19 protein-coding genes are annotated in these 18,441 nt (G+C 66.2%); 11 read left to right on the top strand and 8 right to left on the bottom strand.

Annotated elements, in window-relative coordinates:
* The first annotated feature begins 121 nt into the window (after window positions 1–121).
* The gene (locus BLR24_RS16945) at window positions 122–967 is read left to right on the top strand and encodes an RNase A-like domain-containing protein (RefSeq protein ID WP_093018907.1); all 846 of its coding nucleotides are present in this window, start codon (window positions 122–124) and stop codon (window positions 965–967) included.
* 19 nt (window positions 968–986) lie between these two features.
* A complete protein-coding gene (locus BLR24_RS16940; protein WP_055804005.1) occupies window positions 987–1,265 on the top strand; it encodes a contact-dependent growth inhibition system immunity protein in 279 nt (92 codons plus the stop codon).
* 47 nt (window positions 1,266–1,312) lie between these two features.
* Here the strand turns inward: BLR24_RS16940 and BLR24_RS16935 are convergent, their stop codons facing one another.
* Window positions 1,313–2,077 (bottom strand): hypothetical protein, encoded by a 765-nt coding sequence (locus tag BLR24_RS16935; protein ID WP_254787357.1) that lies wholly within the window; start codon window positions 2,075–2,077, stop codon window positions 1,313–1,315.
* Here BLR24_RS16935 and BLR24_RS16930 point away from each other — a divergent pair.
* Window positions 2,058–2,618, top strand: a complete 561-nt coding sequence (locus BLR24_RS16930) for a putative glycolipid-binding domain-containing protein (protein ID WP_093018905.1) — start codon at window positions 2,058–2,060, stop codon at window positions 2,616–2,618. The two genes, BLR24_RS16935 and BLR24_RS16930, sit on opposite strands and share 20 nt — an antisense overlap.
* Before the next feature lie 55 nt (window positions 2,619–2,673).
* Entirely contained in the window at window positions 2,674–4,029 is a 1,356-nt protein-coding gene (locus tag BLR24_RS16925) for a hypothetical protein (protein ID WP_093018903.1), read from the top strand.
* A 28-nt stretch (window positions 4,030–4,057) separates the two neighbouring features.
* Here BLR24_RS16925 and BLR24_RS16920 read toward each other — a convergent pair whose 3' ends face one another.
* The 3 genes from BLR24_RS16920 to BLR24_RS16910 form a co-directional block, all read right to left on the bottom strand.
* Window positions 4,058–5,215: an alpha-hydroxy acid oxidase gene (locus BLR24_RS16920; protein WP_093018998.1), complete on the bottom strand. Its 1,158-nt coding sequence runs from the start codon at window positions 5,213–5,215 to the stop codon at window positions 4,058–4,060.
* 148 nt (window positions 5,216–5,363) lie between these two features.
* Window positions 5,364–6,248 carry a LysR substrate-binding domain-containing protein gene (locus tag BLR24_RS16915; RefSeq protein ID WP_093018901.1) on the bottom strand — a complete coding sequence of 295 codons (885 nt, stop codon included), beginning with the start codon at window positions 6,246–6,248 and terminating at the stop codon, window positions 5,364–5,366.
* Between the two features lie 20 nt (window positions 6,249–6,268).
* On the bottom strand, window positions 6,269–6,871 hold the full coding sequence (locus BLR24_RS16910; protein WP_093018899.1) for a TetR/AcrR family transcriptional regulator: 603 nt from the start codon (window positions 6,869–6,871) through the stop codon (window positions 6,269–6,271).
* A 96-nt stretch (window positions 6,872–6,967) separates the two neighbouring features.
* Here BLR24_RS16910 and BLR24_RS16905 point away from each other — a divergent pair, with 96 nt between their 5' ends.
* Complete coding sequence (locus tag BLR24_RS16905; RefSeq protein WP_093018897.1) at window positions 6,968–7,390, top strand: nuclear transport factor 2 family protein; 423 nt, start codon at window positions 6,968–6,970, stop codon at window positions 7,388–7,390.
* Window positions 7,391–7,492: 102 nt separating this feature from the next.
* Window positions 7,493–7,936, top strand: coding sequence for a cyanase (cynS, locus tag BLR24_RS16900; RefSeq protein WP_093018895.1), 444 nt, complete (start codon window positions 7,493–7,495; stop codon window positions 7,934–7,936).
* Between the two features lie 27 nt (window positions 7,937–7,963).
* Here the strand turns inward: cynS and BLR24_RS16895 are convergent, their stop codons facing one another.
* The gene (locus BLR24_RS16895; RefSeq protein ID WP_093018996.1) at window positions 7,964–8,713 is read right to left on the bottom strand and encodes an SDR family oxidoreductase; all 750 of its coding nucleotides are present in this window, start codon (window positions 8,711–8,713) and stop codon (window positions 7,964–7,966) included.
* A 111-nt stretch (window positions 8,714–8,824) separates the two neighbouring features.
* On the opposite strand from BLR24_RS16895, the gene BLR24_RS16890 reads away from it, so the two are divergent.
* Window positions 8,825–9,442 carry a DUF4329 domain-containing protein gene (locus tag BLR24_RS16890; protein WP_139188769.1) on the top strand — a complete coding sequence of 206 codons (618 nt, stop codon included), beginning with the start codon at window positions 8,825–8,827 and terminating at the stop codon, window positions 9,440–9,442.
* A 27-nt stretch (window positions 9,443–9,469) separates the two neighbouring features.
* Here BLR24_RS16890 and BLR24_RS16885 read toward each other — a convergent pair whose 3' ends face one another.
* Window positions 9,470–10,060 (bottom strand): NADPH-dependent FMN reductase, encoded by a 591-nt coding sequence (locus tag BLR24_RS16885; protein WP_093018891.1) that lies wholly within the window; start codon window positions 10,058–10,060, stop codon window positions 9,470–9,472.
* 157 nt (window positions 10,061–10,217) lie between these two features.
* On the opposite strand from BLR24_RS16885, the gene BLR24_RS16880 reads away from it, so the two are divergent.
* On the top strand, window positions 10,218–10,979 hold the full coding sequence (locus BLR24_RS16880) for a hypothetical protein (protein WP_093018889.1): 762 nt from the start codon (window positions 10,218–10,220) through the stop codon (window positions 10,977–10,979).
* 23 nt (window positions 10,980–11,002) lie between these two features.
* Here the strand turns inward: BLR24_RS16880 and BLR24_RS16875 are convergent, their stop codons facing one another.
* Both BLR24_RS16875 and BLR24_RS16870 read right to left on the bottom strand, forming a co-directional pair.
* Window positions 11,003–12,283, bottom strand: a complete 1,281-nt coding sequence (locus BLR24_RS16875) for a CynX/NimT family MFS transporter (protein ID WP_093018887.1) — start codon at window positions 12,281–12,283, stop codon at window positions 11,003–11,005.
* Complete coding sequence (locus tag BLR24_RS16870; RefSeq protein ID WP_093018885.1) at window positions 12,280–12,969, bottom strand: FadR/GntR family transcriptional regulator; 690 nt, start codon at window positions 12,967–12,969, stop codon at window positions 12,280–12,282. Before BLR24_RS16870 ends, BLR24_RS16875 begins: the two co-directional genes overlap by 4 nt.
* Window positions 12,970–13,335: 366 nt before the next feature.
* Here BLR24_RS16870 and BLR24_RS16865 point away from each other — a divergent pair, with 366 nt between their 5' ends.
* The 3 genes from BLR24_RS16865 (at window position 13,336) to BLR24_RS16855 (ending at window position 18,324) form a co-directional block, all read left to right on the top strand.
* A complete protein-coding gene (locus BLR24_RS16865) occupies window positions 13,336–14,229 on the top strand; it encodes a LysR family transcriptional regulator (RefSeq protein ID WP_093018883.1) in 894 nt (297 codons plus the stop codon).
* Between the two features lie 459 nt (window positions 14,230–14,688).
* Window positions 14,689–15,279, top strand: coding sequence for a DUF11 domain-containing protein (locus BLR24_RS16860; protein ID WP_093018881.1), 591 nt, complete (start codon window positions 14,689–14,691; stop codon window positions 15,277–15,279).
* Window positions 15,280–15,417: 138 nt separating this feature from the next.
* Window positions 15,418–18,324 carry a beta strand repeat-containing protein gene (locus tag BLR24_RS16855; protein WP_093018880.1) on the top strand — a complete coding sequence of 969 codons (2,907 nt, stop codon included), beginning with the start codon at window positions 15,418–15,420 and terminating at the stop codon, window positions 18,322–18,324.
* The last annotated feature ends 117 nt before the right edge of the window (window positions 18,325–18,441 follow it).

Here is an 18,441-nt window from a genome sequence, read left to right as displayed (position 1 = left end):
GGCTGCGATTGTCTCGCGGCCGGGCCGTCTCTGCCGCACGGCGCACGCATGCCAGAATGCGGCGGACTGCGGTTTTTGACCGTCCGATGGCAACTGCGACATGGGAAGGAAGGGATCTGGCATGGATGACGAAGTCGAGGGATTGAGCATCGCGCTGACGCCGGTGCAGATGGCGGCGGTGCTGGGCGGGCAGGACGTGCCCGAATCCGCAAGCCTGAGCAACCGGCTCTGGGGGACTGTCGGGCTGGTGGGCGGGGTGGTGGAACTGGTCGGCGCCGGCGTGCTCTGCCTGACGCCCGAGCCCACCATGGTGACCAAAGCCGGCTGCGTGGTGCTGGGCGTGCACGGCTACGATACCTTGGCAACCTCGAGCCGCCAGGTCTGGACCGGCACCCCGCAGCGCACGGCTACCGCCGTCACTGCCAGCTCGGCGGCCGAGGCGCTGGGCGCCTCGCGCGAAACGGCCGACGGCATCGGGCTTGCGGTGGATGTGGCGGTGCCATTGGTCGTGGCTTCCGGGCTGGTCGCCGCGCGCGTGATCGCGGTGCGCGCCAGCAGGTTTCGCCTGGAGCCAGTCAATCTGCGGCTGCATGAAGGACCGCCAGGCACAAAGATCGGCGGCCACGCGATTCGGGAACATGTCGGCAAGACCGAGGCGGAACTTTTCCAGCGGTTGGCGAACAAGCCGTCGCTGCCCAAAGTGTCGTCGTTCCACAACCTCGACGTCGCAGAGCGCGCCATCAGCGCCACGGTTCGCGCCAACGCGAGAGCCATCAGGGCGTGGTCGCGCTCGGCCGCCGTGGGCTCCAAGCCCATGGCGTTCAACCACGACGTGGGCAGCGTGGTGGGCATCGGCGTGCAGCGGGGCGCCACCACCGTCAGCCAGCTGACCAACGTGCGCGTGATCCTGAACATGAAGAGCTACAACGGAATGCCGTACTACATCCTCACGGCGCACCCCTTCTGAAACGAGCAGCCGGGTCACCATGAAGCGCTACGAACTCATCGAGAACCTCACCGAGGTTTACTTCGGCCAAGATTACGATTATTTCGGCGAGACCGGTGCCGAAGTCATGGCCGAATACCGAAAGGCCTGCACGCCCGCTGAACTAGAGGCGCTGCGCGTCGAGATCGTCGATTTCATGCGATTGCACCCAGACCTGGAAACCGACTTCCCGCGCTGGTTCGAGCGCCCCGCCCAGCCGGAAGACTTCGGATCCACCATCCGCGAGTTCCTCGACAGCGTGCTGGCCGCACTGAAGTAGCAGCGAGCGTCCCATCCGATTGCGTCAGTGCGCGGCGCGGGCAATTTTCAGCGCTGATCGAATGGCCCGGCCGATTGCACCTCGCCGCCAAGCCACACATCCGGTCCAAGTTCTTTCGCAAGGTAGGCCATGAGCTTCGCGGTGCGCTCGCGCAGCGGGGCAATGCGGGCCTGCAGATCGGCCCTGGGCAGCACAACGGATTGGCCGGGCTCATCGTCGGAATCGGGGTTGCTTTGCCGGATGTAGAGCGTGCCGTCGAAGGCCCAGGCCTCCACCGCCCAGCCTTGGTCCTGGTCGTCGTGGAGCATGCCTTGGTCGTTTCCGGCGACGGCGGCAAGGAAGTGGTCCATGGAGGAGACGGTGTCGTACCAGGGAAATGACAGGTGAACGTCCGCCTCCTCGTTGTCGAGCCGCAGATCCATCCAGAAGTACTGGCGCACCTGGTGGATTTTCAGCGCGTGCTGCCGGGCCAGTGCGGCCACCCGGCCGTAGTACGCGGCAAGTTCCGCTTCGTGCGCCGTGACTTCTGAGGTGCGCGCCAGCAAGCGCGAGGCGCGAGGGAATTCCGGCAGATCGAGCGGCTCGGGCTGATGCTCCGGTGCGGGATGAAATTGGTCCCACAAACGAAACGCGATCTCGGGCTCGAGCGAGTCGATCGGCTTGGCATCGGCGAACCAGGACTCCACTGTGCGCTCCTCTGAACGGTCGCCCACGGACAGGCAAATCTTCTTCACGATGGGGGGATTGTGGCAAGGCTTGCCTGTTGCGCTCGCTAGGGCCATCATCCGCGCCATGCAAACCGTCGCTTCCATCCTGTGGCGCAGGCTCGATGCACCGGGCCACGACGCTTGCCGGCTCGAGCGCAACGCGACCGCGTGGCAGCTCGACGGAGCCGCCGTATTCCGGCTCGAGGACCACCGCATCGCGCAACTGCACTACCGCGTGCGCTGCGACCTGCACTGGCACACCCAATGGGGCACCGTGCGCGGCTGGCTCGGCGGCAGCGCCATCGACCTGTCCATTGCGCGCGATGCGCGCGGCCACTGGAAGCTCAACGACGAGGCGGCGGCGGACCTGTCGCATTGCGTCGACCTCGACCTGGGCTTTACTCCCGCCACCAACCTGCTGCAACTGCGCCGGCTCAATCTCGCCAAGGGCGAAGGCGCCGATACGCCGGCCGCCTGGGTCGACCTGGACGGCGGCGTGCTCAGCGAATTGAAGCAGCGCTACGAGCGGACCGCGGACGATGCGTATGCCTACGAGGCCAAGCGCTTCGACTATGCGGCGGCGCTGCGCGTGACGCAGGACGGCTTCGTGCGTGACTACCCGGGCCTCTGGATCGCCGAGGCGTAGCACCGCCGTCGAATTGCGACGGTCCGTCGCAGTGGAACTCGGAGCAAGGGCATTGATGAGGCTCAACGGCAAACCACTTCTTCGCACCTTCGCTCTTGCGCTGCTCGGCACCATGGCCATGGCGACCGCCCATGCCGCCTCTTGGGGACCCAAGCCCACGGCGTGCCCTGCACCGGTACCCGCACAAACGAGTTGCTATACCGGCGAAGACAGTGCCGGCGCGTTCTACTGGATCGCCATGCCGAAGGCGTGGAACCGCGTGCTCGTAATGCATGCCCATGGCGGCCCCGAAACTGGTCCGCCCAAGCTCGCGCGCGGCGAGGAAGACCTCAAGCGCTGGGCAGTGACGGTGAAGGCCGGCTACGCATGGGCCGGCTCCACCTATCGGCGCGGCGGCTATGGCGTGACCATGGCCGCCGAGGACACCGAGCGCCTGCGCCGCATCTTCGTGCAGCGCTTTGGCGTACCGCGCCGCACGCTGCTGCATGGCCAGAGCTACGGCGCGGGCGTGGCCGCAAAGGCCGCCGAACTCTATGCGCCGTTGGGCAATGCGAAGAGCCCGTACGACGGCCTGCTGCTCACCAGTGGCGTGCTGGGCGGGGGCAACAGCGCCTACGATGTCCGGCTCGACCTGCGCGTGGTCTACCAATACGTGTGCCGCAACCACCCGAAGCCCGACGAGCCGCAATACCCGTTGTGGCAGGGCCTCCCCATGGATTCGAAGCTCACGCGCGCCGAACTGGCCGCGCGTGTCAAGGAGTGCACCGGTGTCGGCGTGCCCGCCGCGCAGCGCACGCCCGAGCAGGCCGCGCGGCTCAAGACCATCCTGTCGGTGGTGAAGATCCAGGAGCGCTCGCTGCAGGGCCACCTGAACTGGGCCACCTGGCTGTTCCAGGACCTGGTCCAGCAGCGCCTGGGCGGACGCAATCCCTTCGGCAACATCGGCGTGGTCTATCAGGGCTCGGCGGACGACGCGGCACTCAACGCCGGCGTGGCGCGCTACGCCGCCGATCCGCAGGCCAAGGGCGCTCTCGCCGCCGACAGCCAGCCCACCGGCCGCACCGCGCTGCCCACCGTGGCTCTGCACGCCATCGACGACCCCACGGCTTTCGTCGAACTCGAGAACGCCTACCGGCGCATTCGCGATGCCGCGGGCACGGGCGGCACGCTGGTGCAGAGCTTCAGCGCCGAGCGCGAACACAGCTACCTGAGCGACTCGGAATACCCGGCGCTCTTCGACGCATTGATGGACTGGATTGACAAGGGCGAAAAACCCACGCCCGCGAGCCTGGCGCAACGTTGTGCGACGCTGGTGCCCCGCTTCGACACCGACGGCAAGAACGGGTGCCACATCAAGCCTGAGTGGCAGGCGCCCGCGCTCGAAACCCGGGTGCCCGCGCGGGCACCCTGATTTTTCGCAGACGCGAGCCCGAGTAGGTTTAGAACGTGCCCGGCAGCAGGATGCTCGAATCCACGTTCTCGATATCGGTGCGGCCGCAGAAGGCCATCGTGATGTCGAGTTCCTTGTGAAGGATCTGCAGCGCGCGCGTCACGCCCGCTTGGCCGTAGGCGCCCAGGCCATACAGAAAGCTGCGGCCGATGAGCGTGCCGCGGGCGCCGAGTGCGCGAGCCTTGAGCACGTCTTGGCCGCTGCGGATGCCGCCGTCCATCCACACCTCGATCTCGCTTCCCACGGCATCGACGATGGCGGGCAGCGCGGCGATGGAAGAGGGCGCCCCATCGAGCTGTCGCCCGCCGTGGTTGGAGACGATGAGCGCATCGGCGCCGCTGGACGCGGCAAGGCGCGCGTCTTCCACGTCCATGATCCCCTTGAGGATCAGCTTGCCGCCCCAGCGCTTCTTGATCCATTCGACGTCGGCCCAGCTCAGTGCCGGATCGAACTGCTCGGCGGTCCACGACGACAGCGACGACAGGTCTTTCACACCCTTGGCATGGCCCGCGATGTTGCCGAAGGTGCGGCGCTTGGTGCCCAGCATTCCCATGCACCAGTGCGGCTTGGTCGCCAGGTTGATCATGTTGGCGATGGTCGGCTTGGGCGGCGTCGAGAGCCCGTTCTTGATGTCCTTGTGGCGCTGGCCGAGGATCTGCAGGTCGAGCGTGAGCTGCAGCGCCGACACGTTCGCGGCGCGCGCGCGTTCGATCAGCCGCTCGATGAAGTCGCGGTCCTTCATGACGTAGAGCTGGAACCAGAACGGATGCCGGCCGGTGTGCTCGGCAATATCCTCGAGCGAGCAGATGCTCATGGTCGACAGGGTGAACGGAATGCCGAAGGCCTTGGCCGCGCGTGCGCCCAGAATCTCGCCGTCCGCGTGCTGCATGCCGGTGAGCCCGGTGGGCGCAATGGCCACTGGCATGGCCACGTCCTGGCCGATCATGGTGGAGCGCGTCGAGCGGCCCTCCATGTTCACGGCCACGCGCTGGCGCAGCTTGATCTTTTGAAAGTCGCTCTCGTTGGCGCGATAGGTGCTCTCGGTCCATGCGCCGGAATCGGCGTAGTCGTAGAACATTCTCGGCACGCGCCGCTTGGCAACCACCCGCAGGTCTTCGATACAGGTGATCTTGGAAAGGTCTGGCACGAGGCGGTCTCCTGAGGTGTCTTCTGTTGTTCGTTGCTTGCGAAGGCCCGCCATTATGGGCAGGCCCGCAGCGGCCCGAGTGTGATGCGCGCGGCCACGGTCGACCTGAAAATTACCCGGCCCGCGGCTGAAAAGAATTCAGTTCAATTCAATCGCGCAGCGCCTGGCGCAGCCATTCGGCGAAGGTCGCGCACTCCCAGCGCTCCATGGCGCCCGGCCGCCAGCAGATGAAGTAGGCATTGGGTGAGGGCACGCTGCGTGGCGAAAGCCGCACGAGGCGGCCGCTATCGAGCCATGCGCTGCCGAGCTTCAGGTGCATGAGCACCACGCCGAAGTCTTCGGCGGCGGCATCGAGTGCCAGGCCCAGGTCGTTGAACTGGTGGCCCGTGGCCGGCTCGGGCAGGCCGATGCCACAGGCCTTGAACCAGATGCGCCACGTTTCCAGCGGCGTGCGCAGCAACTGGGCACGCAAGATTTCCGCATCGGTGGCAAAGCCGTCGAAGGGGCCGTGGCGCTCCAGGTAGGCCGGGCTGCACACGGGCGAGACCTCGTCGGCCAGCAGCTGGAAAAACTCCCGGTCGTGAAAGGGCCCGGTGCCGAAGCGCAGCTCGATGTCGGCCTCTTCGGCCGTCATGTTGCGCACAGGCGTGGTCACCTGCAGCATCAGTTCGATGTTCGGGTAGGCATCGCGGAACACGGCCAGCCGGGGCAGCAGCATCTGGCGCGAGAAGGTGGGCGTTACGGCCACGCGCAGCCGCCGCACCTGCGATACAGGCTCTCGCCCGGGCACTTGCTGCAGCGCCGCAATGGCCTCGCGCACGCGGGCCAGGTAGGCCACGCCATCGGCGCTCAAGCTGAAGTCGTTGCCCACGAAGAACTTGAGTTCGAGCAGCGTCTCGAGTTGGCGGATGCGGTGGCTCACGGCACTGGGCGTCACGCTGAGTTCTTCCGCCGCCAGGTTCACGCTGCGCAGCCGTGCCACGGACTCGAAGGCCTGCAGGCCCTGGGTCGAGGGGAGTCGCGTTGAAGCCATGTGTCGTTCCGGGCTGGATCTTATCGGGGCGCTGCGGGGTCCGACGCGGCCGCCAGCGCCTGGAGAAGGCGCCGCAAGTCGTCGATGGCTTCGCGCGCCAGGGCCGCGTCGCCCATCTGCGCCTTGACGATGGCGCCGTCCACGCCGAGCGCGGCGGCCTGTGCAAGCGCCATGCGCGAGGGTGAATTCGCGGGCAAAAGGCCTGCGATGACTTCCACCATCTCGCGCTTGTGTTCGCGCGCACGCTTCGCTGCGCCTTCGACGCTGCCGCCCACCTCGGCCACCGAGTTGATGAAGGCGCAGCCGCGAAACACCGGGTCGGCGAACCATTCGGCCATCACGTCGGCGAGCAGAAGCAGGGCCCCGGCATCGCCGATGCGCTCGTGCGCGCCGCGGCGTCCCAGTGCGTCGACGAACCAGGCCATCCACCGCGCGTGGCGGTGGTCGAGAAATTCGCGCACCAGGTCGTCCTTCGACGGGAAGTGCCGGTAGAAGGTGACCTTGGTCACGCCCGATTCGGCAATGACGCGGTCGATGCCGGTGGCGCGGATGCCGTCGGCATAGAAGAGGTCGTGCGCCGTGTGCAGGATGCGCTCGCCTGCGGGCAGTGCGGAGATGTCCATGGCGCTATTGTAGGCATGTAGACAGATCTGTCTACGTGTGGCAAATTGCGGGCTAGAACCCCTCCTTCATCCACTCCGCTTCAACGAAAGACGCTCATGGAATCCCGCCCGCCGCTGCCTCCCTTCACCCTCGAAAGCGCCACGAAGAAAGTCCAAGCCGCCGAAGACGCCTGGAACACGCGCGACCCGGTTCGCGTGAGCCTGGCCTACACGCCCGATACCGAGTGGCGCAACCGCGCCGACTTCGTCAACGGCCGGGAGCAGGTGGTCGAATTCCTCGCCCGCAAGTGGGAGCGCGAGCACGACTATCGCCTGAGGAAGCAGCTCTGGGCCTTCATGGACAACCGCATCGCGGTGCGCTTCGAATACGAATGGCACGACGCAGCCGGACAGTGGTTTCGAAGCCATGGCAACGAGAACTGGGAATTCGCCGAGAACGGGTTGATGCAAAGGCGCTTTGCGAGCATCAACGACCAGCCCATCCAGGAGTCGGAGCGTAAGTTCCGCTGGGAGCGCTGACGAGGGTCCTCTCCCTCTGGGAGAGGGAGCAACGCATCAGGAACATTTGTTGCTTGCTTGCTCCTACTTCACCCATCCGATTCGAATCAGGAGCCAACCCGCATGAACCGCAACGACGTTACCGAGAAGATCATCACCGTGAAGGTGTCCAAGGGCATCCAGTGGGCCGACGTGGCCAGGAAGGTTGGCCTCTCGAAAGAGTGGACCACCGCCGCATGCCTCGGCCAGATGACGCTCGACGACAAGCAGGCCAAGATCATCGGCAAGATCTTCGGCCTCACCGTCGAAGAGCAGAAGTGGCTCCAGGTGGTGCCCTACAAGGGTTCGCTGCCAACGCCCGTGCCGACTGATCCGCTCATCTACCGCTGGTACGAGGTGGTGAGCGTGTATGGCACCACCATCAAGGAATTGATCCACGAAGAATTCGGCGACGGCATCATGAGCGCCATCGATTTCAGCATGGACATCCAGCGCCAGGCCGACCCCAAGGGCGACCGCGTCAACGTGGTGCTCTCGGGCAAGTTCCTGCCTTACAAGACCTACTGATAAGACCTAATGACGCGGCGCGGCCCCTCAGAACGCGTGCTCCGCCGGCCGCGGGCGCCATGCCGTGCGCCGCGGTGCCGAGATGCTGCTGCCTTCGATGGCGCCCGCAATCGAGCGGGCCACGGCCTCCACCGGCACCGCGATGCGCCGCCGCGTGACCATGCGCTCGAACGAGCTGCAGGCCGCGATGCGATCGGCCAGCGTGCGGTCTGCCTCGCTCACATCGGGGCGCACCACGGTCACGCGCACCCGGCCCGCATGCTCCTGGCGCAGCCCTTCCGAAATGGCGTCGACCGCGTACTGCGTGCCGCAATAGACGGCTGAATTCGGCGACACGCCATGCGCGGGCACCGGCGCCACATTGACGATGTGGCCCCAGCCCTGCTCCTGCATCGTCGGCAGCACCGCCGCAATGCCCAGCAGCACGCCGCGCAGGTTCACGTCGATCATCAGTTCCCACTCGTCGACCTTGCGCGTCCACAGCGGCGAGAGCGGCATGACGCCCGCGGCGTTCACCAGCACGTCGATGCGGTCGTGCGTCTCGAGTGCGAACTCGGCAAACGCCTCCACGTCGGGCCGATAGGTGACGTCGAGCCGCTGGAAGCTCGCCGTTCCGCCGGCGGCCGTGATGTCGTGGGCCAGTGCCTCGAGCCGCTCCGTGCGGCGCGCGCCGAGCACCACCTTGGCGCCGCGACGTGCCAAGAGCCGCGCGGCCGCCTCGCCGATGCCACCGCTTGCGCCCGTGATGAGAACGACTTTTTCCTGGATTGCGCTCATGAGAAACTCCTCGTGCGGGTTGGTGTGAACCATGGCGCAACGCAGCGCCGGGCATGGAGACAAGTCTCGCGCGGATGGTGCTTCAGGTGTTATCCGGATCGAGCAAGGTTCTTGCCTGATCCTGCAGAGGTGGTGCCCGCCGCGGCCGGCCGGGTGTCATACGCTTTCTGGCAGATGGCCGCGTGCGCGCGCAGCCGCGACACTCCGGGCATGGATACCGCACCGCCCCCATTCCCTTTCGAGATCCAACTCTTCGACACGCCGACCGGAGCCGCGCGCGCGGCGCTCGAAGCCGTGCTCATCGAGTCCATCGAACGGCGCAAGGAGTTCGGCGGCATGATTTGCCAGTGGGGCACCAAATACTTCGCCATGCCCCCACGCGAGGGAGACACCAACACCGTCGACGTGGGCCACCGCGGTGGCAACAAGGGCTGCCCCGAAGGCACCAGCGCCGTGGCTTACTACCACACGCACCCCGCGATCAAAGGCGCCGGCTTCAAGATGGAGCCCAACAAGTTCTCACCGGAAGACCGGGGCGTGGCGGACGATTTCGGAATCGATGCCTATGTCGGCAGCGTGTCGGGCCTGTTCCTCAAATACGACCACAGGACGAAGAAGACCGCGGTCGCGGGGCCGAGGCTTAAGAACTGCCGGGATGAAATAATCCTGCGCGATCCGCCCAAGGTCACGCCCAGATCGAGGACGCGTGCACGGCTGAACGCCACGTAGCCGCAACGGAAAACCCACTGCCGCCGGTCAATAGGGCGGTGCCTTCTGCGCCCGCTGCGTGCGCGCGGCCTCGGTCCACCACGCCAGGTCGTCGGCGAAGCGCCCGAACGAGCGCTCGAGCGATTCGCCCGGACCACCCGTGGGCTTGCCGCCCGCATCCAGCGTCTGCGAAATGGGGCCGACGGCCAGCGTGCTCGAGATGACGACCATTCCCATCTCGGACAGGATCGAATGCCACAAGGTGCCCGAGCGCACACCGGAGAAACGCCCCGCCGAATAGCTGGCGACGGCGGCGGGACGCCAGAACCATTCCTCGAGGAAGTGGTCGGTGAGGTTCTTCAAGCCGGGCTGCGGGCCCCAGTTGTATTCGCCGGTCACGAAGACGAAGGCGTCGGCGCCGCGTATCTTCTGCGCCAGCGCTTCCATCGCCGCGGGCGCGGCACCCTGGGGATACTCCTTGTACATGCGGTCGAGCATCGGCAGGCCGACGGCCTGGGCGTCGATCAGTTCGGCTTCGGCGCCGCGCGCGTTGAGGCCGGCCACCACGTAGTCCGCCAGGCGAATGCCCATGCGATCCGATCGATACGAGCCATAGAACACCAGGATCTTGTCAGCCATCTTCGCTCCGTTCGAGAGGCCGGGGCGGCCACGTTGCGAAGGCTACAACATCGAGGCCATCGCTCATTCGGCAATTTGGTCGCAACTTCTTGCAGCAGTCTGGCTACCATTCCCGTCCATGAAAAAGCCGTCACCAGCCCTTTGCCCTGCTGCCTCGATGCTCGCTTTGCTGCTGCTGCTGGCCGGCCAGGTCATTGCCGCACCCGCCGCGCAGCCGTTCGACGCGGTCAAGAAGCCGGAGTCCGTCGATCCTGAATGGCGCCCACGTCTGTGTGCGCTGCTGCCGCAGCCTTGCAATCCACAGTCCCTCGGGTTGTATCGGCCGCGTGGCGCAGCTGCAGGCGACTACGCGGTGTTATCTGACGAGCCGCTGGCCATGGCGATGTTGCGCATCAAGCGCGGCGCAGATTCGAGAACCTGGCAGCTCGCGCGCCTGCATGACTTCAGCAGCTATGCCGCCGCGTTGAAGAAAGAAGGGAGCGGCACGCCCGAGGCGCGTGTTTCGCTCGCTCCGGCCCTCTACCCGCTGGCCGAGGGGCAATGGGCCGTCGCCGTGCTCCAGACGGTGTCCGAGATGTATTCGGGCGGCGGCGCTTCGTTCACCAAGGCCGACTTCGTTCCGCTCGACGAGAGCAAGGCCGCGTACGACGACATTCCCTTTTCCTGCTCGAAGATGGTCCGAGCCTGCTTCAGCGAGAAGGAATACAAGCAGTCGAAGCATTGCCACGACGAGAGCAGCGGCAGTCTGCGCATCGCCTATGGCGAACCCGTCCGGCCGGGCGAGCCCTACAACTGGCAATTCACGTGGCTGCAAAGCGACTGGCCGGCGCACACGCCCCCGAGCGCCGCGACCACCACGCGCCTGCACTTTGCCGCCAGGACCACCGAACGCGCGGGGTTCTGCGGCGGACCGCAGTAGCGGTGCGGCCGCCTTTCTCGTCGTCAGCGCTGCGGAACCGTGATCGCTCCCACGTGCATGGTGCGCCCTGCGCCGATGCCCGCCGTCACCAGTGCAATGCCCAGCCCGAGGAAAAGCCATGAGGATGCGCGGAAGCTGCCGGTCCATCCATGCAGCAGGCCGGCCAACAAAGGCCCGAACGCCGCGACGACATAACCAACACCCTGAGCCATGCCCGAGAGGTGCGCAGCCACGTGCGAATCGGGCGAGCGCAGCACGATCATCGTGAGCGCCAGCGCAAAGGTGCCGCCCTGCGCAATGCCCAGCAGCACGGCCCACAACCACACGCCGCCAAGCGGCGCGAACAGCATGGCCAGCATCGCGGCCACGGTGAGCGCGGCCAGCACCACCGCCAGACCGCGCTGGTTGCGCAGCTTCACTGCCACGGCCGGCACCACGAGGCAGGTCACCACCTGCGTCATGACCGACAGCGACACCACGTAGCCCGCAGTCTCGCTGCCGAGCCCGCGTTCGCGCAGGATGGGTGCAAGCCAACCCATCACGATGTACGCAAGGGCCGATTGGAGTCCCATGAAGAACGTGACCTGCCATGCCAGCCGGTCGCGCCACAAGCCGCGCACGGTGAAGCCCGATTCGCTGGGCACCGGCTTCAGCGGCAGGGCTTGCGGGGCCCAGATCAGCGTGACCAGCAAGGCTGGCGCCGCCCACATGGCAAGCGCGTAGGTCCAGCTTCCGCCGAGCGCATGCTGGATCGGCACGGTGACGCCCGCGGCGCTGGCCGCACCGCCGCACACTGCCATGGTGTAGAGGCCCATCATCAGCGCCGCCTGTCCGGGGAAGTCGCGCTTCACGAGGCCGGAGAGCAGCACGTTCGAAACCGCGATGCCGCTGCCCGCGATGGCAGAGGCCAGGAACAGCAGCGGGATGCTGCCGGTGCCCCGCAGCAGCGTGCCCACCAGGATCAGCACCATGCAGGCGAGCAGCGTGCGCTCGGTGCCGAAGCGACGGCCAAGGCCCGGCGCCAGCGGCGCGAACACACCCAGGCAGACGATGGGCAGCGTGGTCAAGAGGCTCGCGGCGGTGGCGGAGAGACCGGTGGCCGCAATGATCTCGGGCAGCACCACCGACAGGCTGGCGAACACCGGCCGCAGGTTGAAGGCGATCAGCACCACGCTCGCGCCCAGCAGGATGCGCCGGCCCAGGCTGCCCGCCGGCGTGGCGCGCGGCGCGGGCATGCTGTCGGCCTCGGCGTCGATCAGCAGTTCGTCGGCCGTGTGGCCCGCCCTGAACGGCACTGCGCTCATCGGGCGGCCTCCGCGTCCTGCGCGAGGGCGTCGATCATGGGCGACATGAAGGCACGCACCGCCTCCGCGGCGCGGTCAGGGTCGCGGCTTGCAATGGCTTCGACGATGGCGGTGTGCACAGCCGTGTCGGGTTCCGGCAGGCCGGCGTCCATCGTGCTTGCGATGGTTTCCTTGATGTAGCCGGCGATGAAGCGGCAGGTTTCGGCCAGCGCGAGGTTGCCGGAGATGTCGACGATGGCCAGGTGAAAGGCCAGGTCACGCTCTATGAAGCTCGCGCCACCGTCCTTTGCGTCCGGCACGCCGCGCTTTTCGAGCAGGGTTTTCAGGTTGCGCAGATCCTTGGCGGTATGGCGCAGCGCGGCCAGCCGCGCGGCCTCGACCTCGAGCGCGCGCCGAACCTCGAACTGGTCTCTGAGGCTCGCGCGCCGCATCTTCTGCAAGCTGAGCGACGGGTCGAAGCCGGAGCGCACATAGGTGCCGGAGCCCTGCCGCACCTCGAGCAGGCCGCGCGAGACCAGCGTCTTGACCGCTTCGCGCACGGTGCCGCGGCTCACGCCGAGCAGCAGGGCCAGTTGCGGTTCGATGGGAATGCGCGAACCGATCGTCCACCGGCCGGCCGCGATCTCGGCGCGGATGCTGTTGGCGGCGCTGTCGGCCAGGGAGGTGCGGGGAGCTTGGAGGAGCATATGAATAAGAAAGGTCTAATTCATTGAATCATTTGACGAATTTTCGCCCAAGTGGATTGTCGCAGTCGGCGGCAGGGGTTTGGGGGCGGGCGCACGGACCGTCCAGCCGTTGCGGTCGTTTTTGAGCCTCAAGCACCAACGTTTCTGCAAGCGCGATTTACACAATTGCTGCTGAATAGTGAACTATTCCCGGATCGGTGAAACTGTGTTGCAAAAGTTAACCAATCTTGTTTTATCGTTCGAAAATGTTACTTAAGGCCACTGCGCCAATTGCGTAAGGGGCTTTCATTTGCGAAGCGGCGTGGCCGCACAAAACGCCGATACGAGCGTTCATGAAGAAAACAAACAGGGTTGCCGGAAGTTGAAATGAAGGATTTTTCTTTGTCGGACGTCCGGCTTTTCACCAAAGCCGCCCAGCTCGGAGGACTGACTCCGGCAGCCGATGTGCTGAACGTGCCCAAGGCGTCCGCATCGCGCCAGCTCCAGCGGCTGGAGGCGACGGTCGGACACCAGCTTCTGCATCGCGGCTCCACGCGCTTCGCGCTCACGGAGGAGGGCCGGGAGTTTCTGGTCGCGGCCCAGCATGTGCTGACCATCCTCGATGACGTCATGCTGAACCTGTCCTCCGGCAGCGGTACGGTGGGCGGGCGGCTGCGCGTGGCGGTTCCTCACTACTACGGCAGGGAGCTGCTCGGGGCGCATCTGCCTGATTTCATGGCGGCCTATCCGCAGCTCGAGGTCGTGGTCGAAACGGGCAATGACAGGGCCGATCTGTATCGCGACGAGGCCGATGTGGCCATCCGGCGCGGACGGGAGGGCTGCGACGAGATGGTGGCGCGCCATCTGAAGAACGAGCCGATGGTGCTGTGCGCCGCCCCGGACTACCTGGCAGCGCATCCCGCCCTGGAGGGCGTTCCCGATCTGGCGTCGCACGCATTTCTGGTCACCGAGGGCGAGGGGCGCAAAAAGGAAATCAGCCTTTCGACCGCGGGCAAGATATACCGGGTGCGCGCGGGCAGCGTATTCCAATCGGACGATCTGGAATTGATCCTGAAATTGACAATAGCCGCCAAAGGTATAGGACTGGTCCCTCTGGCGATGGCCCAACCACACATCGACAGCGGATTTCTGGTTTCCGTGCTGCCGGCGATCAAATTGAAGCCGCAGGAAATCAATCTGGTCTACTTGCCGTCCCGCCGCAATTCTCCAAAGATCAAGGTCTTTGTCGATTACGTCTTGAATATTTTCAAGCTTTCTTGATTCGGGCAGGACGACGTTCGGCTCGCCACCCCCGAGCCCGGCATGGGCTTTTTTCCCATTTTTCTATTGCATCCGTCGAACGCCGTGTGAGGGCTTCGTGTCCGCTCGCATGGGCTCCAGAGGGAAAAACATGCTTCCGCCGGCTCCGGTTGTCGTAACCGGAACTGTTGTTCCGAATGGACAGTTGTCGGTTTCGATTGGTACCAAAGTATCAGTTTTGGTCTACACTTCGTAACCAAAACTAGATGTTTGTTAACAGTTGATACGACTGACTGCGACGGAGAAATCGCAGCAGTCCAGCGGGTTGTGCCGCATCGATGCAAATCGAAAAGGCACTGATCGCTCATTCAAACGCCGGCGCTTGCAATGCCGGCAATTTCTCCCCGCGGCCCGAGCCGCTTATTTCATTGCCGGCATGCGCCGGGGTGAACTCCTGTGTGTCTTGAATCTGGAGCAACCATGGTTATTAAAAAACTGACTCAAATCCTGAATTGCCGCTTTTCCAGCCTGGGCGCCAGCGCGTTCCTGCTGGCCGGGCTGACCGGTTTCGCCGGCGCTGCCGCGGCCCAGTCCGCACCCGCTGCCGAGGCCGCCCAGAAGAAGGCCGTTGCCGTCGTTCTCACCCAGTCCAAGGTGGTGAAGGACGCGCAGGGCAAGGAACAGCTGGTGGACGCCAGCTCGGTCAAGCCCGGCGATGTCGTCGAGTACCGGGCCACCTATACCAACAACACCGGCAAGCCGGTCACCGGCCTTGTGGCGGATCTTCCGATTCCCGAAGGCCTTGAGTACCAGCCGCGCAGCGCCAAGCCGGGCGCAGGCCTGGTGCAGGCCGCGACCAAGGACGCCGTGTTCGGCGCCGAGCCGCTGATGCGCAAGGCCGCTGGCAACAAGACCGAGCCGGTGCCCTATGCCGACTACCGGTCGCTGCGCTGGACGCTGGGCCAGTTGCCCGCCAACGGCAGCACCGCCGTGAGCGCGCGCGCCAAGGTCGAGGTGGTCGTGCCGCCGCCCGCGGTGGCGGTGCAGGCCGCGTCCGGCGCTGCGCGCTGATCCGGCGCTTCGCCTCTTTCACCGTGCCATCCGATTTCTTTCGAGTGCAACCCGGTCGCCGCGTTTTCGAGCAACGAAACACGGCAGCCCGGGTTTTTTCCTGTTCCTGACCTTTTTTGACAACCGAGGAGAAACCACGTGATTTCCACCCTGCCAACCCGGCGCAGCATCGGCCTCAGGCCGTCTGCGTCGTGGGCCGGCGCCGCAGCCTTGACGCTGGGCTTCCTGTTCGGAAGTTCGACCGCACTGGCCGCTGCACCACCAGCCAATACCGTCATCGGTAACCAGGCTTCGGCCACTTATTCCGACGCAGCCGGCACCACCCAGCTGGCCACGTCCAACCTGGTCCAGACCACGGTTCAGCAGGTGGGGTCGTTCACGCTCGACTCGGTCAACCAGGTCACGACGACCATAGTCAACACGAAGATCGGCGCGGCGGGTTCCATCGTCTACGCACCGCACACGTTGACCAACACCGGTAACGGCACCGACACCTTCACGCTGACGGTCGACGCCGACACCGACAAGTTCTCCAAGGTCGAGGTCTACCCCGACGCGAACGGCGACGGCGTGCCCGACGGCACCACCCCGCTGTGCACGGCCGCAGCCGCAGGCGTTTGCAGCGTGCCCGCACAGAGCGTGGCCGGCAACAACGGCGTGTTCCGCTTCGTCGTGGCCTACACGATCCCTGGCACGGCCACCAGTGCCACCGGCGCTTTCGATACGGCGACGCTCACCGCTACGCCAGGCACGTCGGCGCTGTACACCGCACCGAACACCTCGGCAGCCGACAAGGACGAGATCAAGCTGACGACGGCGGCGGCGTTCAACGTCACCAAGTCGATCGGCGTTCCGTCCGTGGCCGGACCTGGCAATGCCGCCTGGCCGATCGCGACCACCGGCGGTCCGCGATCGTCCTCGGCAAGCTGTGCCACGACCTGGTCGGCCGGTCTCGCTTCCAGCGCGACCTGCCAGTACACGGTCTACACGCTCACCTTCAACAACACGGGCGGCGCAGCGGGCAGGTTTGCGATGTCCGACACGTTGCCAAGCGGCATGACCTACGTCGCGGGTTCCGCGGTATGGAGCAGCGCGCCCGGCACGGCGCTGGGCGACGGCGCAGGCGGCGATCCGTCCGGCATCGACTTCCAGGTGGCCGGCAGCACGCTGAACACCGTGGTCGCCTCGCTCGGCCAGAACGTGACGCAGACGGTCAGCTTCGTGGTGCTTGTGAAAACCACCGCCGCGATCGGTACGTCGACCACCACCAACGTGGCGACGTTCGAGTCGACCAGCGTTCCCCTGACGATCACGGCGGCGGCCATCGGCACGCCGGGCTCGAGCACCAATCCGTCGGCCTTCACGGTCGTCGCGAGCTACGGCATCGCGGTGGGTACCAACCCGTCGACCGCTACCACCGCCGTCGACACCACGGCCGGCACGCCCAACGGCACCGCAGCCGACCTGACCACGCGTCCTTCGGTCGTGGCTGGCGGCAGCGTCAAGTTCGCGCAGTCCGTGTTCAACGCGGGCACCGGCACCGACACCGTGAACCTCACGGTCGCGGCAGGCACCTTCCCGGCGGGCACGACCTTCGTGCTGTTCGCGGCCGACGGCGTCACGCCGCTGCTCGACACCACCGGTGACGGCGTGCCCGACACCGGCCCGATCGCGCCTGGCGGCAGCGTCAACATCGTTGTGCAGGCCAACGTGCCCTCCGCCACGGCGGTGGGTGCGGGTCCGTTCTCGGCCACGGTGACGGGTCGCTCTGCGGGCGACACCACCAAGATCGACGCCACGCTCGACACGGTGACCATCGTCGTCGGTTCGCTGGTCGACCTGACCAACACGGCCGCCGGTACGGGCACAGGCTCGGCAGCAGGCGGCGACTTGGGCCCCGGCCCGAGCCCGAACCCGACCACGACCAACGCGACCGCGGCCGGCACCGGCACCGTGTTCGCGCTGTTCGTCAAGAACAACGACTCGGTCAACAACACCTACAACCTGGCTGCCAGCCAGTCGACCAGCTTCCCCGGCACCCTGCCGACCGGCTGGACGGTGAAGTTCGTGGCCTCGGGCGGCACTTGCGCATCGGCAGCGATTGCCAGCGTGGCCGTCAATGCCGGCGCACAAGCGCAGGTCGCTGCCTGCGTGACGCCGCCTGCCACACAGTCGCCCGTCACCGCACAGAAGGTCTACTTCCAGGTGCAGTCCACCGCCGTTGCTTCGACGGGTGTGATCGTGTCCGACACGAAGACCGACGCCGTGACCGTGACCGCTGCACAGACGCTGAGCGCCACGCTCTCGCCAAACAACAGCGGCCAGCTCGCACCGGGCGGCACCGTGGTGTACCCGCACACGCTGACCAACACCGGCAACCAGAGCTGCGGTGCGTACACGCTGACGGCCACCGTGCCAGCGGCCGACGCCACGCTCGGCTGGACCACCGCGATCTACCTGGACGTCAACGGCGACGGTCAGATCGACGCGGGCGACACGCTGGTGACCGGCCCGCAAGCCGGCCCGCTGGCCGTGGGCGCATCGCAGAAGCTGCTGGTGCGCGTGTTCGCACCGGGCGGCGCCAGCGCCGGCGCAACCGACACCACGACCGTGACCGCGACCTTCACCGACGCGGCGAGCTGCGGCGCACCGTCGGCCACCGACATCAGCACCGTGATCACCGGCCAGATCCGCGTCCTCAAGACGCAGGCAGCCGACCTCACCTGCGATGGTGTGGCGGACGGCGCATTCGCGGCAGCTCCGCTGTCGCTGAAGCCCGGCCAGTGCATCGTCTACAAGGTCGTCGCCACCAACGAAGGCACGGCATCGGTCACCAACATCGCCATCAACGATGCGGTGCCTGCTTACACCTCGCTGAGCGCCACGCAACCCGCGGCCGCGTCGCGATGCACCTCGACCGGCGTGACCGGCACGGCGCTCGTCTACGCACAGACCGCCACCGCGGTGAGCTGCGGCAGCGCCGCCAACACCGTGGCCCCGAGCGGCACGGCCACGCTGACCTTCGCCGTGAAGGTCAACGAGTGACGACAAGGGTTTGAGTCGCTGGCGGGCCTCGGGGTCCGCCGGCTTTCGCGAGGCGCTGCCTGTTGGCATGCCTCGCTTTTTTCCCTTGCCGCTTTCACGCAGCACGCGACCGCGCCT

This window comes from Variovorax sp. OV700 (assembly GCF_900099805.1).
Lineage (GTDB): Bacteria > Pseudomonadota > Gammaproteobacteria > Burkholderiales > Burkholderiaceae_C > Variovorax.
Note: the sequence above shows the minus strand (reverse complement) of the source record. Positions and strands in the feature narration are given on the sequence as shown.

What these genes read in the sequence shown, in the direction of transcription:
- BLR24_RS16945 (WP_093018907.1), top strand. Translation starts at nt 122, where the DNA reads ATGGATGACGAAGTCGAGGGATTGAGCATCGCGCTGACGCCGGTGCAG.
- BLR24_RS16940 (WP_055804005.1), top strand. Translation starts at nt 987, where the DNA reads ATGAAGCGCTACGAACTCATCGAGAACCTCACCGAGGTTTACTTCGGC.
- BLR24_RS16930 (WP_093018905.1), top strand. Translation starts at nt 2,058, where the DNA reads ATGCAAACCGTCGCTTCCATCCTGTGGCGCAGGCTCGATGCACCGGGC.
- BLR24_RS16935 (WP_254787357.1), bottom strand. Translation starts at nt 2,077, where the DNA reads ATGGAAGCGACGGTTTGCATGGCGCGGATGATGGCCCTAGCGAGCGCA.
- BLR24_RS16925 (WP_093018903.1), top strand. Translation starts at nt 2,674, where the DNA reads ATGAGGCTCAACGGCAAACCACTTCTTCGCACCTTCGCTCTTGCGCTG.
- BLR24_RS16915 (WP_093018901.1), bottom strand. Translation starts at nt 6,248, where the DNA reads ATGGCTTCAACGCGACTCCCCTCGACCCAGGGCCTGCAGGCCTTCGAG.
- BLR24_RS16910 (WP_093018899.1), bottom strand. Translation starts at nt 6,871, where the DNA reads ATGGACATCTCCGCACTGCCCGCAGGCGAGCGCATCCTGCACACGGCG.
- BLR24_RS16905 (WP_093018897.1), top strand. Translation starts at nt 6,968, where the DNA reads ATGGAATCCCGCCCGCCGCTGCCTCCCTTCACCCTCGAAAGCGCCACG.
- cynS (WP_093018895.1), top strand. Translation starts at nt 7,493, where the DNA reads ATGAACCGCAACGACGTTACCGAGAAGATCATCACCGTGAAGGTGTCC.
- BLR24_RS16895 (WP_093018996.1), bottom strand. Translation starts at nt 8,713, where the DNA reads ATGAGCGCAATCCAGGAAAAAGTCGTTCTCATCACGGGCGCAAGCGGT.
- BLR24_RS16885 (WP_093018891.1), bottom strand. Translation starts at nt 10,060, where the DNA reads ATGGCTGACAAGATCCTGGTGTTCTATGGCTCGTATCGATCGGATCGC.
- BLR24_RS16880 (WP_093018889.1), top strand. Translation starts at nt 10,218, where the DNA reads ATGCTCGCTTTGCTGCTGCTGCTGGCCGGCCAGGTCATTGCCGCACCC.
- BLR24_RS16875 (WP_093018887.1), bottom strand. Translation starts at nt 12,283, where the DNA reads ATGAGCGCAGTGCCGTTCAGGGCGGGCCACACGGCCGACGAACTGCTG.
- BLR24_RS16870 (WP_093018885.1), bottom strand. Translation starts at nt 12,969, where the DNA reads ATGCTCCTCCAAGCTCCCCGCACCTCCCTGGCCGACAGCGCCGCCAAC.
- BLR24_RS16865 (WP_093018883.1), top strand. Translation starts at nt 13,336, where the DNA reads ATGAAGGATTTTTCTTTGTCGGACGTCCGGCTTTTCACCAAAGCCGCC.
- BLR24_RS16860 (WP_093018881.1), top strand. Translation starts at nt 14,689, where the DNA reads ATGGTTATTAAAAAACTGACTCAAATCCTGAATTGCCGCTTTTCCAGC.